The following is a 16,364-nucleotide window of genomic DNA, read 5'->3' on the forward strand; positions in this document are numbered from 1 at the left end:
GCCCGGCCCACCCTAGCGCCGAACCAAGCAGATGCTAGGTAGGGGCGAGGGGGGTCAGGGCGGGAACGTGCAGACGGCCACGGTCGCGTCGTCGTGCACCTTCCCTCGCGGCCACGTGACCGCCTTCGGGTCGGTGCGCTCGATCTCGCGGGTCCGCTCGATCAGCCCGGAAGGACCGGGGTCGACGGCGAGCGCGGCGAGCCCGGCCCAGTCGGTGGCGCCGAACAGGTCGGCCAGCCGGGTCGCGCCGTCCGTCATCAGGAACACGCGGCGCAGGTCGGCCACCGGCACGGTGCCCGTGATCGCGGCCTCGGCCGCCGACGGGTCGGCGGCGGCGTAGTGGTGGCCGCCCGTGATCTCCTGCACGCCGTGGCGGCCGTCCAGCAGGACGGTCGAGTCCGCCAGCACCAGGTAGTCGACCAGATCGCCCCGCACGCGCAGGGCCAGGACGGTCGCGGCCGGTGTCGCCGGCGTCCGCAGGTCGCAGGTCGCGCGGTGGGACGCGGCCACGTCCGCGATCGCGCCGGCGAGGCGCGCGACCAGCGGCCGGTGCCCCGGCGTGTGCGCGCCCTCGGGCGGGCCGACCGGCGGACCGGCGGGCGGGCCGGTCCCGTCCAGCATCCGGGCGAGCAGCCGGGTGCCGAGCGACCGCGCGTACCAGGCGGTCCCGTGCGCGCACCCGAGGTCGGTGCCGAGCGGCAGCCCGCACCCGTCGAGCACCACCACGGCCCCGGACGCGGCGGCCACGAAGTCCTCGTTCCCGCGCTCGGCGCTGCCCCGATCCGTCGCCCACGACACCCGCATCGCGCCCGTCCCTCCTGCCGGCCACCAGTATGAGGGGGAGGGCGGCGGGGAGGAACACCCGGTGGGACGCTTGATCCCCATGAACCACGGGCGGAGCGCCGGGCCGGGAGGGCCGAGGTGAGCGGATGGCTGTCGCCGGAGACCATCGACACGGTCACGCGCTACCTGGACCTGGCCGGAGTGTTCACGTGCGGGCTGCTCGGCGGCGTGGTCGCGCGGGCGGAGGGGCTCGACCTCTTCGGCTACCTCGTCGTCGGCACCGTCTCCGGGCTCGGCGGCGGCATCATCCGCGACACGCTCCTGCAGCACGGCACGCCGGTCGCGCTGACGGACCCGGCCTACCTGCCGACCGCGTTCGCCGGCGCCCTGCTCGCGTTCCTGATCACGCTCCACGAGGAGCAGTGGGAGCGGCTCTTCACCCCGCTGGACGCGGCCGTCATCGGGTTCTGGGCGGTGACCGGCGCGCAGAAGACCCTGGCGGCCGGGCTCGGCTGGCTGCCCGCGGTGCTGCTGGGCACGATCACCGCGGTCGGCGGCAGCGCCGTCCGCGACCTGCTGCGCGGACGCGTCCCGGCCGTGCTCGGGGGCAACGCGCTCTACGCGACGGTGGCCGTCGCCGTCGCCGGGGTGTTCGTCCTGTGCTCGTACCTGAACGCGCCCACGGTCGGGATCGTCGGCGGCATCCTGCTGGGCCTGGTGCTGCGGACGCTCGCCCACCGTCGCGGATGGCGGCTTCCCGGCGGGCTGGCGCTGGAGCCGGGCACGGCGTTGCGTAGCGTGCGGGGCAGGTCCCGCCGCGACACCCAGGCCGGTCCAGAAGGCCCGGCCGGACCAGAAGGCCCCGAGGGACCAGGAAGGGAAGAGCCATGACCGCCGCCGACACCGTCCTCGCCGGGTTGGACGACATCCGCCCGCACTTGGAGGAGTTCTACAAGGACCTCCACGCGAATCCGGAACTCGGGCTCGCCGAGCACCGCACCGCCGCACGGGTCGCGGAGCGGCTGCGGGAGTCGGGCTACGACGTCATCGACGGCATCGGGGGCACGGGCGTCGTGGGCGTCCTCTCCAACGGGGACGGGCCCACCGTGCTGCTCCGCGCCGACATGGACGCGCTGCCGGTGAAGGAGGACACCGGCCTCCCCTACGCCTCCACGGCGACGACCACCGACGAGGACGGGCGCCAGCAGCCGCTGATGCACGCGTGCGGGCACGACGTCCACATGACCTGCATGCTCGGATTCGCGCATCTGATGGCGCAGGCGAAGGACGTCTGGCAGGGGACGCTCGTCCCGCTGTTCCAGCCCTCGGAGGAGAACTCGGCGGGGGCCGACGCCATGGTCCGCGACGACCTGGCGGGCAGGATCCCGCGCCCGGACGTGGCGTTCGCGCAGCACGTCCTGCCCTACCCGGCCGGGTACGTCGGCGTCCGGCCCGGCCCGTTCTTCGCCGCGGCCGACAGCCTGCGCGTCACCCTGTACGGGCGCGGCGGGCACGGGTCCATGCCGCAGGCGACCGTCGACCCCGTCGTGATGGCGGCGATGTGCGTGCTGCGGCTCCAGACCATCGTGTCCCGCGAGCTGCCCCCGACGACCCCTGCCGTGGTGACCGTGGGCAGTGTCCAGGCCGGTGCGAGCTCCAACGTCATCCCCGCTACCGCCGTCATCCTCGTGAACATCCGCACCTACGACGAGGACACGCGGCGGCAGGTCCTCGACGCCGTGAGGCGCTGCGTCAACGCGGAGGCGGCGGCGTCCGGCGCGCCGCGGGAGCCGGAGATCGAGCGTTTCAACGTCTTCCCGCCGACCCTCAACGACGCCGACGTCACCGGACGGCTCGCGCCCGCGTTCAAGGCGCGTTTCGGCGACGACTTCCACACCATCGAAATGCTGACGGCCAGCGAGGACTTCAGCCTGATCCCGGACGCCTTCGACGCCCCCTTCGCCTACTGGGGCATCGGCGGCATCGACCCGGGCCTGTACGCGAAGGCCGTCGACAACGGGACCGTCCACCAGGACGTGCCCGTCAACCACTCCCCCAGGTTCGCGCCCGTCGTCCAGCCGACGCTCGACACCGGGATCGCCGCGCTGACGGTCGCCGCGCTCGAATGGCTCGGCTGACGGATCACTCTTGATCAGGAGAGGTCAGACGAGGACGGCCCGGTCGTCGACGCGGGCCACGGCGCGGACGGGCGCACCGTCCGCGCCCGCGAGGGCGATCGGGAAGAGCGACACGTCGATCGCGCAGCCCGCGTTCTGGGCGTCGAGGACGCGGCCGAGCCCGGTGAGGTTCTCGCCGATCACCGCGCCGGCCCCGCACAGGACGCGGTGGGCCGCGAGGGAGAAGTCCCCGGAGCCCGGCGGCGGGGTTCGATCGACGCTCAAGGCGTCGATGGCGACCGTCCGGACACCGGCCGCGACGATCGCCTCCGCGGTCTCGACGGCCGGGTACGGGTGGGCGAGGTAGTCGCCGCCGCCCCAGTGCGCCGACCAGCCCGTCGCGATGAGCAGGACGACCCCAGGGCCGAGGCCGCCGGGCAGCAGTTCCGGGCCGATGGGCGTCCGCGGAGGCAGGCCGCGGGCGTCCATCACCACGGCGGGGCCGGTGAAGCGGGTCAGGGGGAGCTCGTCCAGGCGCGGCAGGGAGTCGTCGATGTGGAAGGGGGCGTCCACGTGCGTTCCGGACTGCGACCCCATGTGCAGGCGCAGGACGTTCACGCCGGACTCGGCGGCCGACAGGGCCGGGACCGCCTCCACCTCCGGATCGCCCGGATACACGGGCATCCCGGTGGCGATCGGCACCGACAGATCGAGCAGTTCAACGCCCATGGTTTCGATTATCCCGGGCGCGTTCACCCGATAGCGTTGCGATGTGTTGCCACATGTGACAGCCATCCGCTACGTGACGCCGCTGCGCGAGGGCGGGTCGCTGCCGGGCGTCGTCGAGGCCGACGACCTCGGCACCTACGTCATGAAGTTCCACGGCGCCGGGCAGGGCCGCAAGGCGCTGATCGCCGAGGTGATCACCGGTGAGCTGGCGCGCCGGCTCGGCTTCCGGGTGCCGGACCAGGTGATCATCGATCTGGACCCGGCGATCGGGCGCCACGAGCCCGACCCCGACGTGCAGGACCTGCTGAAGGCCAGTCCCGGCTGGAACCTCGGCGTCGACTTCCTGCCCGGGTCGCTCGGGTTCGACCCGCTCGGCTGGCGCCCCGACCCCGACTTCGCGTCCCGCGTGCTGTGGTTCGACGCGTTCACCGGGAATGTGGATCGGAGCTGGCGGAACCCGAACATGCTGGTGTGGCACGGTGACGTGTGGCTGATCGACCACGGCGCGACCCTCATCTTCCACCACGCCTGGACGAACGCGACCCGGCTGTTCTCCGGCCCGTACGACGTGGACGACCACGTCCTCACCCCGTACGCGACCCGGCTGGAGGCCGCCGAGGCCGATCTCGCCCCGAAGATCACGGAGGGGCTGCTGCGCGAGGTGACCGGCATGGTGCCCGACCGCTGGCTGGACGGCGAGCCCGGTTTCGCCGGCCCGCAGGCCCTGCGGGACGCCTACGTCGACATCCTGCTGCCCCGCGCCGGGAAGCCGCGCGACTGGCTGCCCGCCCTGGAGACCGCGGGCCGGCCGGGCGGCGCCCGATGAGCAATATCAGGACGGCGGCCGAGCCCGCGATCTTCGAGTACGCGACGCTGCGGATCGTCCCGCGCGTCGAACGCGGCGAGACGATGAACGTGGGCGTCGTGGTGTACTGCCGCGCCCGCGACTACCTGGGCTGCCGCACCCACCTGGACGAGCAGCGCCTGCTCGCCCTGGACCCGCTGCTGAACGTCGAGGGCGTCCGCGCCGCGCTCAGGGCCGTGGACGCCGTCTGCTGCGGCGGCGAGCGCGCGGGCCAGGCGGCGAAGGAGCCGCCCGGCACCCGGTTCCGCTGGCTGACCGCACCGCGCAGCACGATCATTCAGCCGGGCCCGGTTCACGCGGGCCTGACCGAAAACCCGGAGGCGGAACTCGATCGCCTCTTGAACCTTCTTGTTAAATGACGCTGAACAGAATCCGCACCCGGCCGGCCGGGAAACGAACCGGCCGAGAAACGGACGCGACGTTCAATCCCACTCCCAGCGGATGCCGTGGTAACCGGCGGCCATGCCGAACTCGATGAAATGGACGCTGTGGTAACTGGACAACCGCAGGTCAGCCGAATCCTTGAGCGCGGTGTGGCCGTCCGGCCGCCAGGTGCGATAGCAGCGGGCGGGCAGGGCGGACGGGTGGAACCTGATCTCGATCAGGTACTCGTGCTGCGGGGCGCGGAACCCGCGCCCCTCCTCGTTGGCGGGCGGGCTGGCCTCGTCGAACCCGAAGCCGTACTCCAGCAGGTAGGTCTCGCCGCGGCCGAGGGCCCGGTCGAACAGCAGCTCGGCGGCGATGAGGCCGCTGCCCTCGTCCATCCGGACGCGTCCGAACCGGCAGCCCCGGACCGTTCTGGACGACGGCAGGACGCCCTGTGGATGGTGGTAGACGGCGATCCAGCGGTCGACGCCGCGCTGCTGCGCCTGGAACACGGCGCGGACGCGGACCTCGTGGAGCTCGCGGCGGCGGCCGATGAGGTACTGGTCGTGCATGCTCAGCCCGGTGAGCTGCCGTTCACCGCGGTCGCCGATCTCGTCCAGCAGGTCGCGGACGCCCGGCTCGGGGCACAGCTCCTCCACCGGCAGCCACGGCCCGGTCGCGCGTTCGGCGGTCGGCTTGAGCAGCGTCAACAGGGAATGGCGCGGCAGTTCGAGGATGACTTCAAGTCCTCGGACGGCGCGCATCGAATCGGCACGCTCGGGCCGGGTCCGGCCGCGCTGCCAGTAGCTCAGCGTGGACAGGCTGACGGCTATGCCCTGCTCGTCCAGGCGGCGGCGCAGCGAGTCGAGGCTGAGCCCGCGGGCCTGGATCGCCGCGTGCAGGGCGACATTGAACGGCCCGTACTGCAAGACCTGTAGGAGATCGTCTTCTGCGACACTCTGCACTGTTCGGCCTCCGGATCATCTCCGGCCGGCCCCCGCACAACGGCCTTGACAACTGCAATTGCAACTTCAGCGCTCACTGTAAGCCCCCCGTGGCCCTATGCCAACAGGCAACTTTTGACGTCTCTCTCCGGCCTGAGCCCGGGGAGTACACGCGGTGGAAACGCGGGGTTCATGGAGTGTAGCTCCGCATGGCCCGCCGGTCATGTATTTCGCGGCCACGTTCACAGGGTCGAACTCGGCACTGTGTGTCAATGCCACTCCCATTCAATACCGACGATGCCGCGTCGAACGGCGCCGACCGCGATGTTCGCGCTGCCTGACGTGCCGATCCACAGTTCGCCGAGCCGCTGCCGCGGCGATTGCGAACTCTCCGCGGTGAAGCCGTAGCAGCGCGCGGGCAGCCGCTCGCCGTCGAACTGAATGATGGCGACGTAGTCGTGGACGGGATGGGAGAACCGCCGGTCGTAGCTGTCGTACGCGGGCTCCTCGATGGGCCCGAGCTCGTACTCGACGACGGCCGTGTCGCCCGCCGACAGCACGCGGTCGAAGACGAGCTCGAACGCCACCAGGCCGCCTTCGGCCCGGATGCGCCCGGGACGGCAGTACCGCACCTCCGCGAGGCCGGCCGTCCCGGCGGCGGCGGGTGCCGAGTCGACCCCGGCGGCGCCGTCCGGCTCGTGGTCGGCGATGTTGCCGCCGTTTCCGGAGCTGCCGGGGTTCCCGGGGTTCCCCGTGAGCTCGGTGAACTCGGCGATGCCGGGAGCGTCGGAGTTTCCGGCGTTGCCCGCGGCGAAACCGACGTTGCCCGCCGCGACGCCGGTGTTGCCGGGCTGCTGGACGACGCTCGTCTGGTGGACGCAGACCACCCGGTCGATGTCGTCGCCCGCCGCCCGCAGGACGGTGCGCACCGACAGCGTCCAGGAGCGGTGGACCTCGTCCAGCCGGAAGACGTCGTGGATGCTGAGCCGTTCGAGCCGGTGGTCGCCCGACCGGTCGAGCTGCCCGATGAGGCTCGCGTACTGCTCGGGGTCGGGCCACAGGTCCCGCACCGGCCGGCCGCGCTCGCCGGGCCCGGGCGAGCCCGCCGCCAGACCGCCGCGGACGGGGGTCGCGGTGGGCGCGGGATCGTCCAGCAGCTCGGTCAGCGTCCCCGGCGGGACCTGCAGGATCTCCTCGAGCGCGACGACGACGGTACGGGAGCGCGGACGGCTCCGGCCGCGCTGCCAGTAGCTCAGCGTGGCCACGCTGACGGTGAGTCCGCGCCGCCCCAACCGGTGCCGGATTCGTTCCAGGGTGAGACCGCTGGCCTGGATGGCCTGCCGTAACGCCCCGGCGAATTCCACGGCCGGATGGTACCCGTCCCGGAAGCCCGATTCATAGATCAGGACATACCAGGCAGGCAATGACAAGTCGGTTGGCGGATCCGGACGGGCTCAAAACAGGATCGACATGAACGAGCCGAGCTCGGTGAAACCGACCCTCCGGTAGACCGCCCGCGCCCGCGTGTTGTAGTCGTTCACGTAGAGCGACACCGTCGGCGCGACGGACCGCAGCGCCTCCCCCACGACGGCGGCCATCCCGGCGGCCGCGCGGCCCTGCCCGCGAAGATCGGGCGGCACCCAGACGCCCTGCACCTGGCAGGCCCGCGGGGTGACGGCGCCGATCTCGGCCTTGAACACGACGCGGCCGTCCTCGATGCGGGCGAACGCGCGGCCGTCGCGGATCAGCTCGGCGACGCGGGCGCGGTAGAGCACCCCGCCGTCGCCGGAGTCGGGCGAGATGCCGACCTCTTCGGTGAACATTGCCACGCAGGCGGGGTAGACGATGTCGAACTCCTCCATCCGAACTCGCCGGACCCCCGGGTCGGCCGGAACGGACGGGACGGCGGAGGTCGCCATCACCGGCTGCTCGGCGCGGACGGCCCGCGGCGGCCCCCAGTACGGCGCGAGGATCTCCCACAGCTCCCCGACGGGGCCCACGGGCCCGACGATCGACGAGCAGCGGCGTCCCTGCGCCTGGGCCCGCTCGGCGAACGCGCGGACGGCCTCCGGGCCCGCCGCGACCGGGATGAGGTTGGCGCCGGAGTAGCACAGCGACACGAGCCGCCCGTCCCGCAGGTAGCCCCACATCTGGGCGCCGAGACGGCGCGGGTCGAGGCCCGCGGCGTGCACGCGGGAGCTGACGAACACGTTGGACACCGGGTCGGCGTCCAGGATCGCGAGGGCCTCCGCCCGGTGCCGGTCGTCCAGCACGCGCACCGGGATCGAGCCCAGCATGCGCACGGCTACCGGCCCCCGGGCCGTTCCGCCCACACCACTGAAAGCACCACGTGCACAAGCCTATGCCGTCCGAGGTCCGAGCACCTCCGCAGGCTCGGATAACGCCGCGTCCCGAGCCCGCGGAGGCAGGTGCTTCAGCGGGGCGAGCCGGTGTGGTCCGCGCGGCCCGGCTTCTTGCCCTTGACGGGCTCCGGCGCCGGTCCGGCCGGGCACTCGATGTCCGGCCCGATCCGGCTCGCGGGCACCCGGCCGTCGCCGAGGTAGGCGATGACGGTCCGGTCGACGCACCGGTCGCCGGACAGCGCGACGCCGTGGTTGCGGCCTCCGGTCTGCACGAGCAGCCTGGACGTGGGGAACCTGCGGTGCGTCTCCAGCGCGCCGTGGTACGGGGTGGCGGCGTCCTCGCTGGCCTGCACGAGCAGGATCGGCGGCAGCGACGGCGTGCCCTGCACGCGCGGCGGCTCGCCGCCGTGCACCGGCCAGAAGGCGCACGGCGCGTTGTACCAGGTGTTGCTCCAGGTCTCGAAGCGGTAGCCCAGGTCGTAGAGGCGCTCGCTGTCGGCGTGCCAGCGGCTCCAGTCGCGCGGCCAGGACGCGTCGCGGCACTGGACGGCGTTGTAGACGGTGTAGTTGTTCTGGTCGAGCTTTGCGGGCGGCTGCCATGCCTTGCGCAGCGGGCGCGCGTCGCGCTTCACGACGTACGCGGACAGCACCTTCGCGTGCGCGGTCCAGCTGTAGTCGGCGTAGCCGTCGGCGAGGAAGACGTCGTCCAGTTCGGTGGGCCCGATCTTCCCGTCGAGGGGCTTGGCCTTGAGCTTGGCCCGCGCCTTGGCGTACGCGGCGGAGACCTGCCGCTCGGACGTCCCGAGCCTGTAGGTCTTGTGGTGGTGAGCGATCCAGGTGAAGTACGCGCGGATCCGCTTCTCGAACGCGACATTCTGGTCAAGGTTGTTCTGGTACCAGACCCCGCTCGGACGGACGACGCTGTCGAGCACCATGCGGCCGACCCGTCCGGGGTACATCGTCGCGTACACCGCGCCCAGGTAGGTGCCGTAGGAGTAGCCGACGTAGTTGAGCTTCTCCTGCCCGAGGGCCTTGCGGATCTCGTCCATGTCGCGGGCCCAGTTGGCCGTGCCCATGTGCGGCAGGACCGTCCGGTACTTCTTGGCGCAGTCGTCCGCGTACGCCTTGGCGCGCGCCGTCCACGCCCGCTCCTCGCGCTCGTTCGCGGGAATGGTGTCGGGACGCGCGCGGCCCGGGTTCTGGTAGCCCGGGTCGCAGATCAGCGACGGCTTGCTGGCGCCGACGCCGCGCGCGTCGAAGCCGATCCAGTCGTAGGACGCGGCGACCTTCTTGGGCAGTGCGCGCTTGAAGACGGCCGGCATGTCGCGTCCGTGGGCACCCGGCCCGCCCCTGTTCAGCAGCACCGCGCCCGCGGAGCGGGACGCGGTGTGCCTGGCGCGGGTGAGTTCGAGCGTGATCTGCTCGCCGCGCGGGCGCGCGTAGTCGAGCGGCACCCGCAGGGACGCGCACTGCAGGCCCTTGAGGCGGGCGCCCTCCACCGGGTCGTCGGCGGGGCAGGACTTCCAGGCGAGCCCGGCGGGCCTCGGCGCGGGCCCGGGACTCGCAGCGGCGGGCGTTCCCAGCGCGGCGGGCGTTCCGAGCGCGGCGACCGCGAGCGTGACCGCGGCGGCGGCCGTCCCGGCGGCGGTCTTCTTTCCAGCGTCGTTCAGCACCCCGGCTTTCTATCGGAGGGACGCGGTGACCAGCGCGAACCCGGTATCGCGCGATTCCCGGCCGAAGGCGGACGTGTCGTGCCGAACGACGCCGCCAAACGAATCGTGGCGTGCCCGCCGGTGCGAGACCGGGGGCACGCCACGGTTCGGCGTGCTAGTGGATCAGCGGGCTACGGGCGCCCGACCGGGAGGTCCTTGCCCGCGGTGCCTCCGGCGGCCTTCGTCCGCATGGCCGTCGGGTCCGGGTCGTTCAGCTCCGGGAGGGCCTTGCAGTAGGCGTCGGGGCCGCGGCGGCTCCCCGGCAGCGCACCGGTGTCGAGGTAGGCGGCGACCTTGTCGTCGAGGCACACGTTGCCGTTGAGGGTGTTGGCGTGCGTCTTGCCGCCGAGCTCGAACACCAGGCGCGAGGACGGGAAGACCTTGTGCATCTCCAGCCCGCCCTCGACCGGCGTCGCCCCGTCCTGCGTGGACTGGACGAGCAGCATGCCCGGCAGGCGGCCGTCGCCCTTCAGCCTGAGCTCCGGCCCGCCGTTGAACGGCCAGAACGCGATCGGGGCGTTGTACCAGACGTTGCTCCACGTGTTGAACCGGTAGCCCTGCTTGTAGAGCTTCGCGGCGTCGTTGTGCCACGTGCCCCAGTTGCGCGGCCACTTGGCGTCGGCGGCCTGGACGGCGTTGTAGACGGCGAAGCCGTTGTCGTCGCCGCCCGGGTTGAGCCAGTCGAGCAGGCCCGACGGGTCCTTGTCGTTGACCCACGCGGAGAGGATCTGCGCGAACGGGATGTAGAAGCCCGTGTTGTAGCCGGCGGACAGGACGATGTCGTCCAGTTCGTCCGGGCCGATCTTGCCGCCGATCGGGGCCTTCTTCGCCCCGGCGCGGACCTCGTAGTACCTGGCCTCGACGGCCTTGCCCGTCGTGCCGAGGTGGAAGACCGAGTCCCACTTGGCGGTCCAGGCCCACCAGGACTTCATGTTGCGCTCGAACGCCTTGTCCTGTTCGAGCTGGGCGTCGTACCAGACGGTCTTCGGGTTGACGTTGCCGTCCATCACGAAGCGGTTCACGCGGCCGGGGAACAGCGTGGCGTAGGTGGCGCCGAGGTAGGTGCCGTAGGAGAACCCGTACCAGTTGATCCTCTTCTGGCCGAGGGCGGCGCGGATCGCGTCGACGTCGCGCGCGGCGTCGGTGGTGCGCATGTGCGGCAGCAGCCAGCCGAACTTCTTCGCGCAGTCCTGCGCGTACTTCTTCGACTTGGCGATCCAGACCTGCTCCTCCTTCCACGAACCGGGGACGTAGTCCGGGCGGATCGGGTCGGAGAAGTGCGGGTCGCAGCTCAGCTGGGGCTTGCTGGACCCGACGCCGCGCGGGTCGAAGCCGATGATGTCGTACTTGGCGGCGACGTCGGCGTGCCCCGTGCCGCCGATCCAGCGGGCGAGCGCGGGCGCGTACGCCAGCCCGGAGCCGCCGGGGCCGCCCGGGTTCACGAACAGGACGCCCTTGTAGTTCTTCTCGTCGGTGTGCTTGAACCGCGACACCGCGATGGAGATCGTGCGGCCGTACGGCCGGTCGTGGTCGAGGGGGACCTCGACCTGGGCGCACTGCGCGTTGTTCATCGGGTCGTCCGGGCCGCTGACCTCGCACTTGCCCCAGTCGATGCCCGTGGCCGCGACCGTGGCGGCGCTCGGCCGCCCGGTGTCCGCGCTCACGGAGACGGCGGCGCCGGTGCCGCCGGCCGCCACGGCCGCCGCGGCCGTGACGAGAAGAATCCTTTTCACACCTGACCCCCTCAGATCGGCGGCTCCGGGTGCCCGGACGCGGGTGCCCAGGGGGCCGGACGCGGGTGAGGGGAGCCACGCCGATGCATAGCGGTTGCGAACTGCGTGGAGATTCTGACGGCTTTGTCGGTTATGGCGGCAGAGCCCGGCTTGAGTGGATGCGGAATCGTGACAAGATCAGCGGAACTTCGTGATGTTGCGGAGCGTTCGGGGCGTCCGGCGGGCCGGCCGCGTCCGTCCGCCCAGCGCATGAGGGCCCCGGGGGTCGCTCCCCCGGGGCCCTCACTAACGGTCGGCCGACAGATTCACCGGCCGTCGTCGGTGTGTCAGCGGATGATGTCCGCCTTCAGGCGCGCGGCCGTCAGCGACCCGGTGCCGACGAGCGTCCTGGCGGACGCCTGCGCCGGCGGGGTCGGGTCGCCCAGCTGCGGGACGTGGACCGTCCGCTCCTCCGGACGCTCTCCCCGCAGGAAGTACGCGTCGAAGTAGGCGTCCACCTCGGCGGAGCCGCGGTGGACGATGCAGTGCGTGCGGTCACCGTCCTGGACGACCAGGCGCGAGCCCTTGAGCCGGCGCTGCATGTCCAGTGAACCCTCGTACGGGGTGGCCGCGTCGTTGGTCGACTGGAACATCAGGATGTTGGTCGGCAGGTCGCGGGTGCGGCCGATGTCGACCGGCTTGCCGGCCTTGGCGCCCCAGAACAGGCAGGGCGCGTTGAACCAGGCGTTGGCCCAGGTCTCGAACGGGTGCTCGCGGTTGATCCGGTCGTTGTCGCGCTGCCACTTCTTCCAGCTCAGCGGCCACTGGACGTCGGTGCACTGCACGGCGAGGTAGACGGCGTTGCCGTTGTCCGGGACGCCCCCGCTGGTCGGTCCGCCGAAGGTCAGCGCGAACGTCGCGGTGTCGCCCGCCTTGTAGGCCGCCAGCCCGGCCGCGTACCCGTGCCAGACGGCCTGGCTGCGCCGGTATCCGGCGTTGAGGATGGCGTCGGTCAGCTCGTCCGGCCCGACGGCGAGGGTCTGGCCGCTGTCGGGGTCGGTGTAGCGGACCGGGTTCTTCTTGAGCTTGGCGCGCAGGTCGTAGAAGAAGTCGCGCACCTCGCGCTGCTTCTTGCCCAGCTTGTACGTCGAGTCGTACTTGGCGATCCAGCCGAGGTAGTACTCGAAGTTGATGTCGAACTCGACGTCCTGGTTGAGGTTGGCCTCGTACCAGACGTCGGACGGGCCGACGTTGCCGTCCAGCACCATCTTGTCGACGTTCTTCGGGTACACGGTGGCGTACGCGGACCCGAGGTAGGTGCCGTAGGACGCGCCGTACCAGTCGAGCTTGTCGTTGCCCAGCGCGCGCCGGATCGACTCCACGTCGTGGACCGAGTCGATGGTCTTGATGTGGTCCAGCAGCCCGATCTTGTCGTTCTTCGCGCAGCTCTCGGCGTACGCCTTGGTCAGCTTCAGCCAGGTCTGGACGGACTCGCGGTCGCCGGTGCCGTAGTCCGGACGCGGCGCGTGGCCGTAGTTCGGGTCGCAGGTGAGCGCCGGGACGCTCATGCCGACGCCGCGCGGGTCGAACCCGATCACGTTGTAGGCCTCGCGCATCGGGGCGGAGTTCTGCGCGAACACGCGCGGGCCGAACAGCGCGCCGCCGCCGCCGGGACCGCCCGGGTTGACGACGATGTCGCCCTTGGCCGGGCCCTTGCCCGTGTGCGGCGTCCGGGTGAGCTGCAGTGTGATCTTCTTGCCGTAGGGCTTGGCGTGGTCGAGCGGGACCGACAGCTCGGCGCACTGCACGATCTTGGAGACCGGGTAGATGACGTCGTAGAGGTCGTGCACCGTCTTGACGAAGTCCGCCGGGCAGGCGTGCCAGTCGAGCGAGGCGGGGTTGTAGCCTCCTGCCGATCCGGTGGAGGGGCTCTCGGCCTGCGCGCTTGTGGCGCCCAGACCGGTGAGACCGAGGCCGGCCACCGCGGCCACGACAACGATCCTCTTCACAAATCCCCCTAACGTGCCGACTCCGGTTGAGTCAGACAAACGGGTAAATGAGTGAAGATTGTGGCGTCCCGGCCGCAGGCCGGACAGGGCCCATCACGAGTGGATGCGGAATCGTGACAAGATCAGCGGAACTTCGTGATCAGTCCGGACGTTCCGGATCCGGTCAGTCACGCGGAACGGCGAGGGCCCCGGGTTGCGCACCCGGGGCCCTCGCCGTTCGCTCTTGGTCGCTGCCCGCCGCTGAGGCGTGTCAGGTGACGATGACGTCGGCGCCGGGGCCCGACACCGAGCCGTCCTCGCCGATCTCGATGCCCATCTCGTCGGCGATGCGCATCGCCTCCTCGATCAGCGTCTCCACGATCTGCGACTCCGGGACGGTCTTGACGACCTCGCCCTTGACGAAGATCTGCCCCTTGCCGTTGCCGGACGCGACGCCGAGGTCGGCCTCGCGCGCCTCGCCGGGGCCGTTCACCACGCAGCCCATCACCGCGACCCGCAGCGGGACGGGGAAGTCCTTCAGCCCGGCGGTGACCTGCTCGGCGAGCGTGTACACGTCCACCTGCGCCCGGCCGCACGACGGGCAGGACACGATCTCCAGCCCGCGCTTGCGCAGCCCCAGCGACTCCAGGATCGCCTGGCCGACCTTGACCTCCTCGACCGGAGGCGCGGACAGCGACACCCGGATCGTGTCGCCGATCCCCTCGGCGAGCAGCGCCCCGAACGCCACCGCCGACTTGATCGTGCCCTGGAACGCCGGGCCCGCCTCGGTCACGCCGAGGTGCAGGGGATAGTCGCAGGCGGCGGCCAGCCGCCGGTATGCGTCGATCATCACGACGGGGTCGTTGTGCTTGACGGAGATCTTGATGTCGCGGAAGCCGTGCTCCTCGAACAGCGAGCACTCCCACAGCGCCGACTCGACCAGCGCCTCCGGGGTGGCCTTGCCGTGCTTCTCCAGCAGTCGCTTGTCGAGCGAGCCCGCGTTCACCCCGATCCGGATGGGGACGCCCGCGTCCGTCGCCGCGCGGGCGATCTCACCGACCTTGTCGTCGAACTTCTTGATGTTGCCCGGGTTGACCCGGACGGCGGCGCAGCCCGCGTCGATCGCGGCGAACACGTACTTGGGCTGGAAGTGGATGTCGGCGATGACGGGGATCGGCGACTTCCTCGCGATCGCGGGCAGCGCGTCGGCGTCGTCCTGCGACGGCACCGCGACCCGGACGATCTGGCACCCGGACGCGGTCAGCTCGGCGATCTGCTGCAGCGTCGCGTTCACATCGGCGGTGAGGGTGGTGGTCATCGACTGCACCGAAACCGGAGCGTCGCCCCCGACCGGAACGCTTCCGACCATGATCTTCCGGGACGTGCGACGCGGCGTGCTCAGCCCCGGCGCCCGGCCGTCGCTCTCGTCGCGGACGCCCGGCATTCCCAGTGAAACGCTCATCCCTCTCCTCTGATTCGCGGCCCCGGTACAAAGCCTAAGCGGCGTGGGCGGCGGAGGGGACGCCGCCCGGCATCCTATGGTGTGACCGTTCAACTACTCTAGGTAAACATTTTCTGTCATTCCGGTAGCTTCAGCGGATTGAACACGTCCGCGAGGATCAGCAGCACCCCGAGCCCCACGAGCACCAGGACGGCCAGGTAGGTCAGCGGCAGCAGCCGGGTCATGTCGACCGTGCCCGGATCCGGGCGCCCGCGGACCCGGTTGACGGCCGCGCGGGCCCGCTCGTAGCCGACCACCGCGAGGTGCCCCCCGTCCAGCGGGAGCAGCGGCAGGACGTTCAGCGCCCCGAGGAAGATGTTCACCGACACGACCAGCGACAGGAACAGCGCGATCTTGTCGCGGGCCGAGTTCGTGTCCGAGGCGAAGATCTGGCCGGACACGTCCGTCGCGCCGACCACGCTGCCGACCTGGCCGCCGGGCGTGCTCTCCCGCTCGGGCGAGAACAGCCTCGGGACGGCGGCCGGCAGGTCCACCGCGACCTCGCCGATTCCCGCCACGGTCCGTCCGGTCGCGCGTGCGGCGAACGCCGTCGCGCCGAGCGGGCCCGCCCGCTCGTAGCCGCCGCCGACGACCCTCGCGGACATGCCGACGAACGGCTGACCGTCCACGTCCGCGAGCCTGATCGGCAGCGTCATGGTCTGCGGTGCCCCAGGGCGCTGCACCGCCACCCGCACCGTCTGGCCGGGCTTCGCCTTGTCGATGGCCTTGGTGAGCTCGTCCCAGTCCGACACCGGTGTCCCGTCGAACGAGACAACCCGGTCCCCGGCGCGCAGCCCCGCCGCGGCGGCGGGCGAGCGCGGACGGCCCTCCTCGCACGCCGACCGCGCCCCGGCGGGCACGCACGGCGTCACCTCGTCGACCGTGCTGGTCACGGTCCCGGACTGGGGCACGCCGACCGTCATCGCCATCACCATGAGCAGCAGGAAGGCGAACACGAAGTTCGCCACGACGCCCGACACGATCACGATCGCGCGGCGCCCGGCGGGCTGCCGGTAGAACGCGCGCGGACGGTCCGCCGGGTCGATCTCCTCCAGCGGCGTGTACCCGACGATCTTGACGAAGCCGCCGAGCGGGATCGCCTTGACGCCGTACTCCGTCTCGCCCCGGCGCGTCGACCACAGGGTCGGCCCGAAGCCCACGAAGTACTGCGTGGCCTTCATGCCGAACCGCTTGGCGGGGAGCAGGTGCCCGCCCTCGTGGAGCATCACCGACAGCAGCAGCGCGACGACGAACGCCACCGCGCCGAGCAGGAACGCCATCGGC

At 71.6% G+C, this 16,364-nt stretch carries 14 protein-coding genes; 4 read left to right on the forward strand and 10 right to left on the reverse strand.

Going from position 1 to position 16,364, the window contains the following annotated elements:
• Positions 1–54: 54 nt before the first annotated feature.
• Positions 55–804 carry a protein phosphatase 2C domain-containing protein gene (locus ETD83_RS16575; RefSeq protein ID WP_138646031.1) on the reverse strand — a complete coding sequence of 250 codons (750 nt, stop codon included), beginning with the start codon at positions 802–804 and terminating at the stop codon, positions 55–57.
• Positions 805–921: 117 nt separating this feature from the next.
• Between ETD83_RS16575 and ETD83_RS16580 the strand changes: the two genes are divergently transcribed.
• Both ETD83_RS16580 and ETD83_RS16585 read left to right on the forward strand, forming a co-directional pair.
• Positions 922–1,674: a trimeric intracellular cation channel family protein gene (locus tag ETD83_RS16580; protein WP_138646032.1), complete on the forward strand. Its 753-nt coding sequence runs from the start codon at positions 922–924 to the stop codon at positions 1,672–1,674.
• Entirely contained in the window at positions 1,671–2,921 is a 1,251-nt protein-coding gene (locus ETD83_RS16585) for an amidohydrolase (RefSeq protein ID WP_138646033.1), read from the forward strand. The genes ETD83_RS16580 and ETD83_RS16585 overlap by 4 nt, the downstream gene beginning before the upstream one ends.
• A gap of 24 nt (positions 2,922–2,945) precedes the next feature.
• Here ETD83_RS16585 and ETD83_RS16590 read toward each other — a convergent pair whose 3' ends face one another.
• A complete protein-coding gene (locus tag ETD83_RS16590) occupies positions 2,946–3,629 on the reverse strand; it encodes a cyclase family protein (RefSeq protein ID WP_138646034.1) in 684 nt (227 codons plus the stop codon).
• Positions 3,630–3,672: 43 nt separating this feature from the next.
• Here ETD83_RS16590 and ETD83_RS16595 point away from each other — a divergent pair, with 43 nt between their 5' ends.
• Both ETD83_RS16595 and ETD83_RS16600 read left to right on the forward strand, forming a co-directional pair.
• On the forward strand, positions 3,673–4,455 hold the full coding sequence (locus tag ETD83_RS16595; RefSeq protein ID WP_171064248.1) for a HipA family kinase: 783 nt from the start codon (positions 3,673–3,675) through the stop codon (positions 4,453–4,455).
• On the forward strand, positions 4,452–4,853 hold the full coding sequence (locus tag ETD83_RS16600; protein WP_138646035.1) for a DUF3037 domain-containing protein: 402 nt from the start codon (positions 4,452–4,454) through the stop codon (positions 4,851–4,853). The genes ETD83_RS16595 and ETD83_RS16600 overlap by 4 nt, the downstream gene beginning before the upstream one ends.
• Before the next feature lie 63 nt (positions 4,854–4,916).
• Here ETD83_RS16600 and ETD83_RS16605 read toward each other — a convergent pair whose 3' ends face one another.
• The 8 genes from ETD83_RS16605 to ETD83_RS16640 all read right to left on the reverse strand — a co-directional run bounded on the left by ETD83_RS16605 (position 4,917) and on the right by ETD83_RS16640 (position 16,360).
• Positions 4,917–5,789 carry a hypothetical protein gene (locus tag ETD83_RS16605; protein ID WP_138646036.1) on the reverse strand — a complete coding sequence of 291 codons (873 nt, stop codon included), beginning with the start codon at positions 5,787–5,789 and terminating at the stop codon, positions 4,917–4,919.
• A 284-nt stretch (positions 5,790–6,073) separates the two neighbouring features.
• Positions 6,074–7,168 carry a helix-turn-helix domain-containing protein gene (locus ETD83_RS16610; RefSeq protein ID WP_138646037.1) on the reverse strand — a complete coding sequence of 365 codons (1,095 nt, stop codon included), beginning with the start codon at positions 7,166–7,168 and terminating at the stop codon, positions 6,074–6,076.
• 90 nt (positions 7,169–7,258) lie between these two features.
• The gene (locus tag ETD83_RS16615; protein ID WP_138646054.1) at positions 7,259–8,101 is read right to left on the reverse strand and encodes a GNAT family N-acetyltransferase; all 843 of its coding nucleotides are present in this window, start codon (positions 8,099–8,101) and stop codon (positions 7,259–7,261) included.
• 137 nt (positions 8,102–8,238) lie between these two features.
• Positions 8,239–9,840 (reverse strand): alpha/beta hydrolase, encoded by a 1,602-nt coding sequence (locus tag ETD83_RS16620; protein WP_138646038.1) that lies wholly within the window; start codon positions 9,838–9,840, stop codon positions 8,239–8,241.
• A gap of 170 nt (positions 9,841–10,010) precedes the next feature.
• Complete coding sequence (locus tag ETD83_RS16625; protein WP_230420952.1) at positions 10,011–11,612, reverse strand: alpha/beta hydrolase; 1,602 nt, start codon at positions 11,610–11,612, stop codon at positions 10,011–10,013.
• A gap of 326 nt (positions 11,613–11,938) precedes the next feature.
• On the reverse strand, positions 11,939–13,600 hold the full coding sequence (locus ETD83_RS16630) for an alpha/beta fold hydrolase (protein WP_171064249.1): 1,662 nt from the start codon (positions 13,598–13,600) through the stop codon (positions 11,939–11,941).
• A 250-nt stretch (positions 13,601–13,850) separates the two neighbouring features.
• On the reverse strand, positions 13,851–15,041 hold the full coding sequence (gene ispG / locus ETD83_RS16635) for a flavodoxin-dependent (E)-4-hydroxy-3-methylbut-2-enyl-diphosphate synthase (RefSeq protein WP_407921488.1): 1,191 nt from the start codon (positions 15,039–15,041) through the stop codon (positions 13,851–13,853).
• A 116-nt stretch (positions 15,042–15,157) separates the two neighbouring features.
• Positions 15,158–16,360 carry a M50 family metallopeptidase gene (locus tag ETD83_RS16640; protein WP_138646040.1) on the reverse strand — a complete coding sequence of 401 codons (1,203 nt, stop codon included), beginning with the start codon at positions 16,358–16,360 and terminating at the stop codon, positions 15,158–15,160.
• Between the last annotated feature and the right edge of the window lie 4 nt (positions 16,361–16,364).

It is taken from the genome of Actinomadura soli (assembly GCF_005889715.1).
In the GTDB taxonomy this organism is placed as follows: domain Bacteria; phylum Actinomycetota; class Actinomycetes; order Streptosporangiales; family Streptosporangiaceae; genus Spirillospora; species Spirillospora soli.

Bases quoted from the DNA above. Each gene is read 5' to 3' on its own strand.
- ETD83_RS16640 (WP_138646040.1), bottom strand. From the start codon at position 16,360: ATGGCGTTCCTGCTCGGCGCGGTGGCGTTCGTCGTCGCGCTGCTGCTG.
- ETD83_RS16575 (WP_138646031.1), bottom strand. From the start codon at position 804: ATGCGGGTGTCGTGGGCGACGGATCGGGGCAGCGCCGAGCGCGGGAAC.
- ETD83_RS16590 (WP_138646034.1), bottom strand. From the start codon at position 3,629: ATGGGCGTTGAACTGCTCGATCTGTCGGTGCCGATCGCCACCGGGATG.
- ETD83_RS16585 (WP_138646033.1), top strand. From the start codon at position 1,671: ATGACCGCCGCCGACACCGTCCTCGCCGGGTTGGACGACATCCGCCCG.
- ETD83_RS16600 (WP_138646035.1), top strand. From the start codon at position 4,452: ATGAGCAATATCAGGACGGCGGCCGAGCCCGCGATCTTCGAGTACGCG.
- ispG (WP_407921488.1), bottom strand. From the start codon at position 15,041: ATGAGCGTTTCACTGGGAATGCCGGGCGTCCGCGACGAGAGCGACGGC.
- ETD83_RS16615 (WP_138646054.1), bottom strand. From the start codon at position 8,101: ATGCTGGGCTCGATCCCGGTGCGCGTGCTGGACGACCGGCACCGGGCG.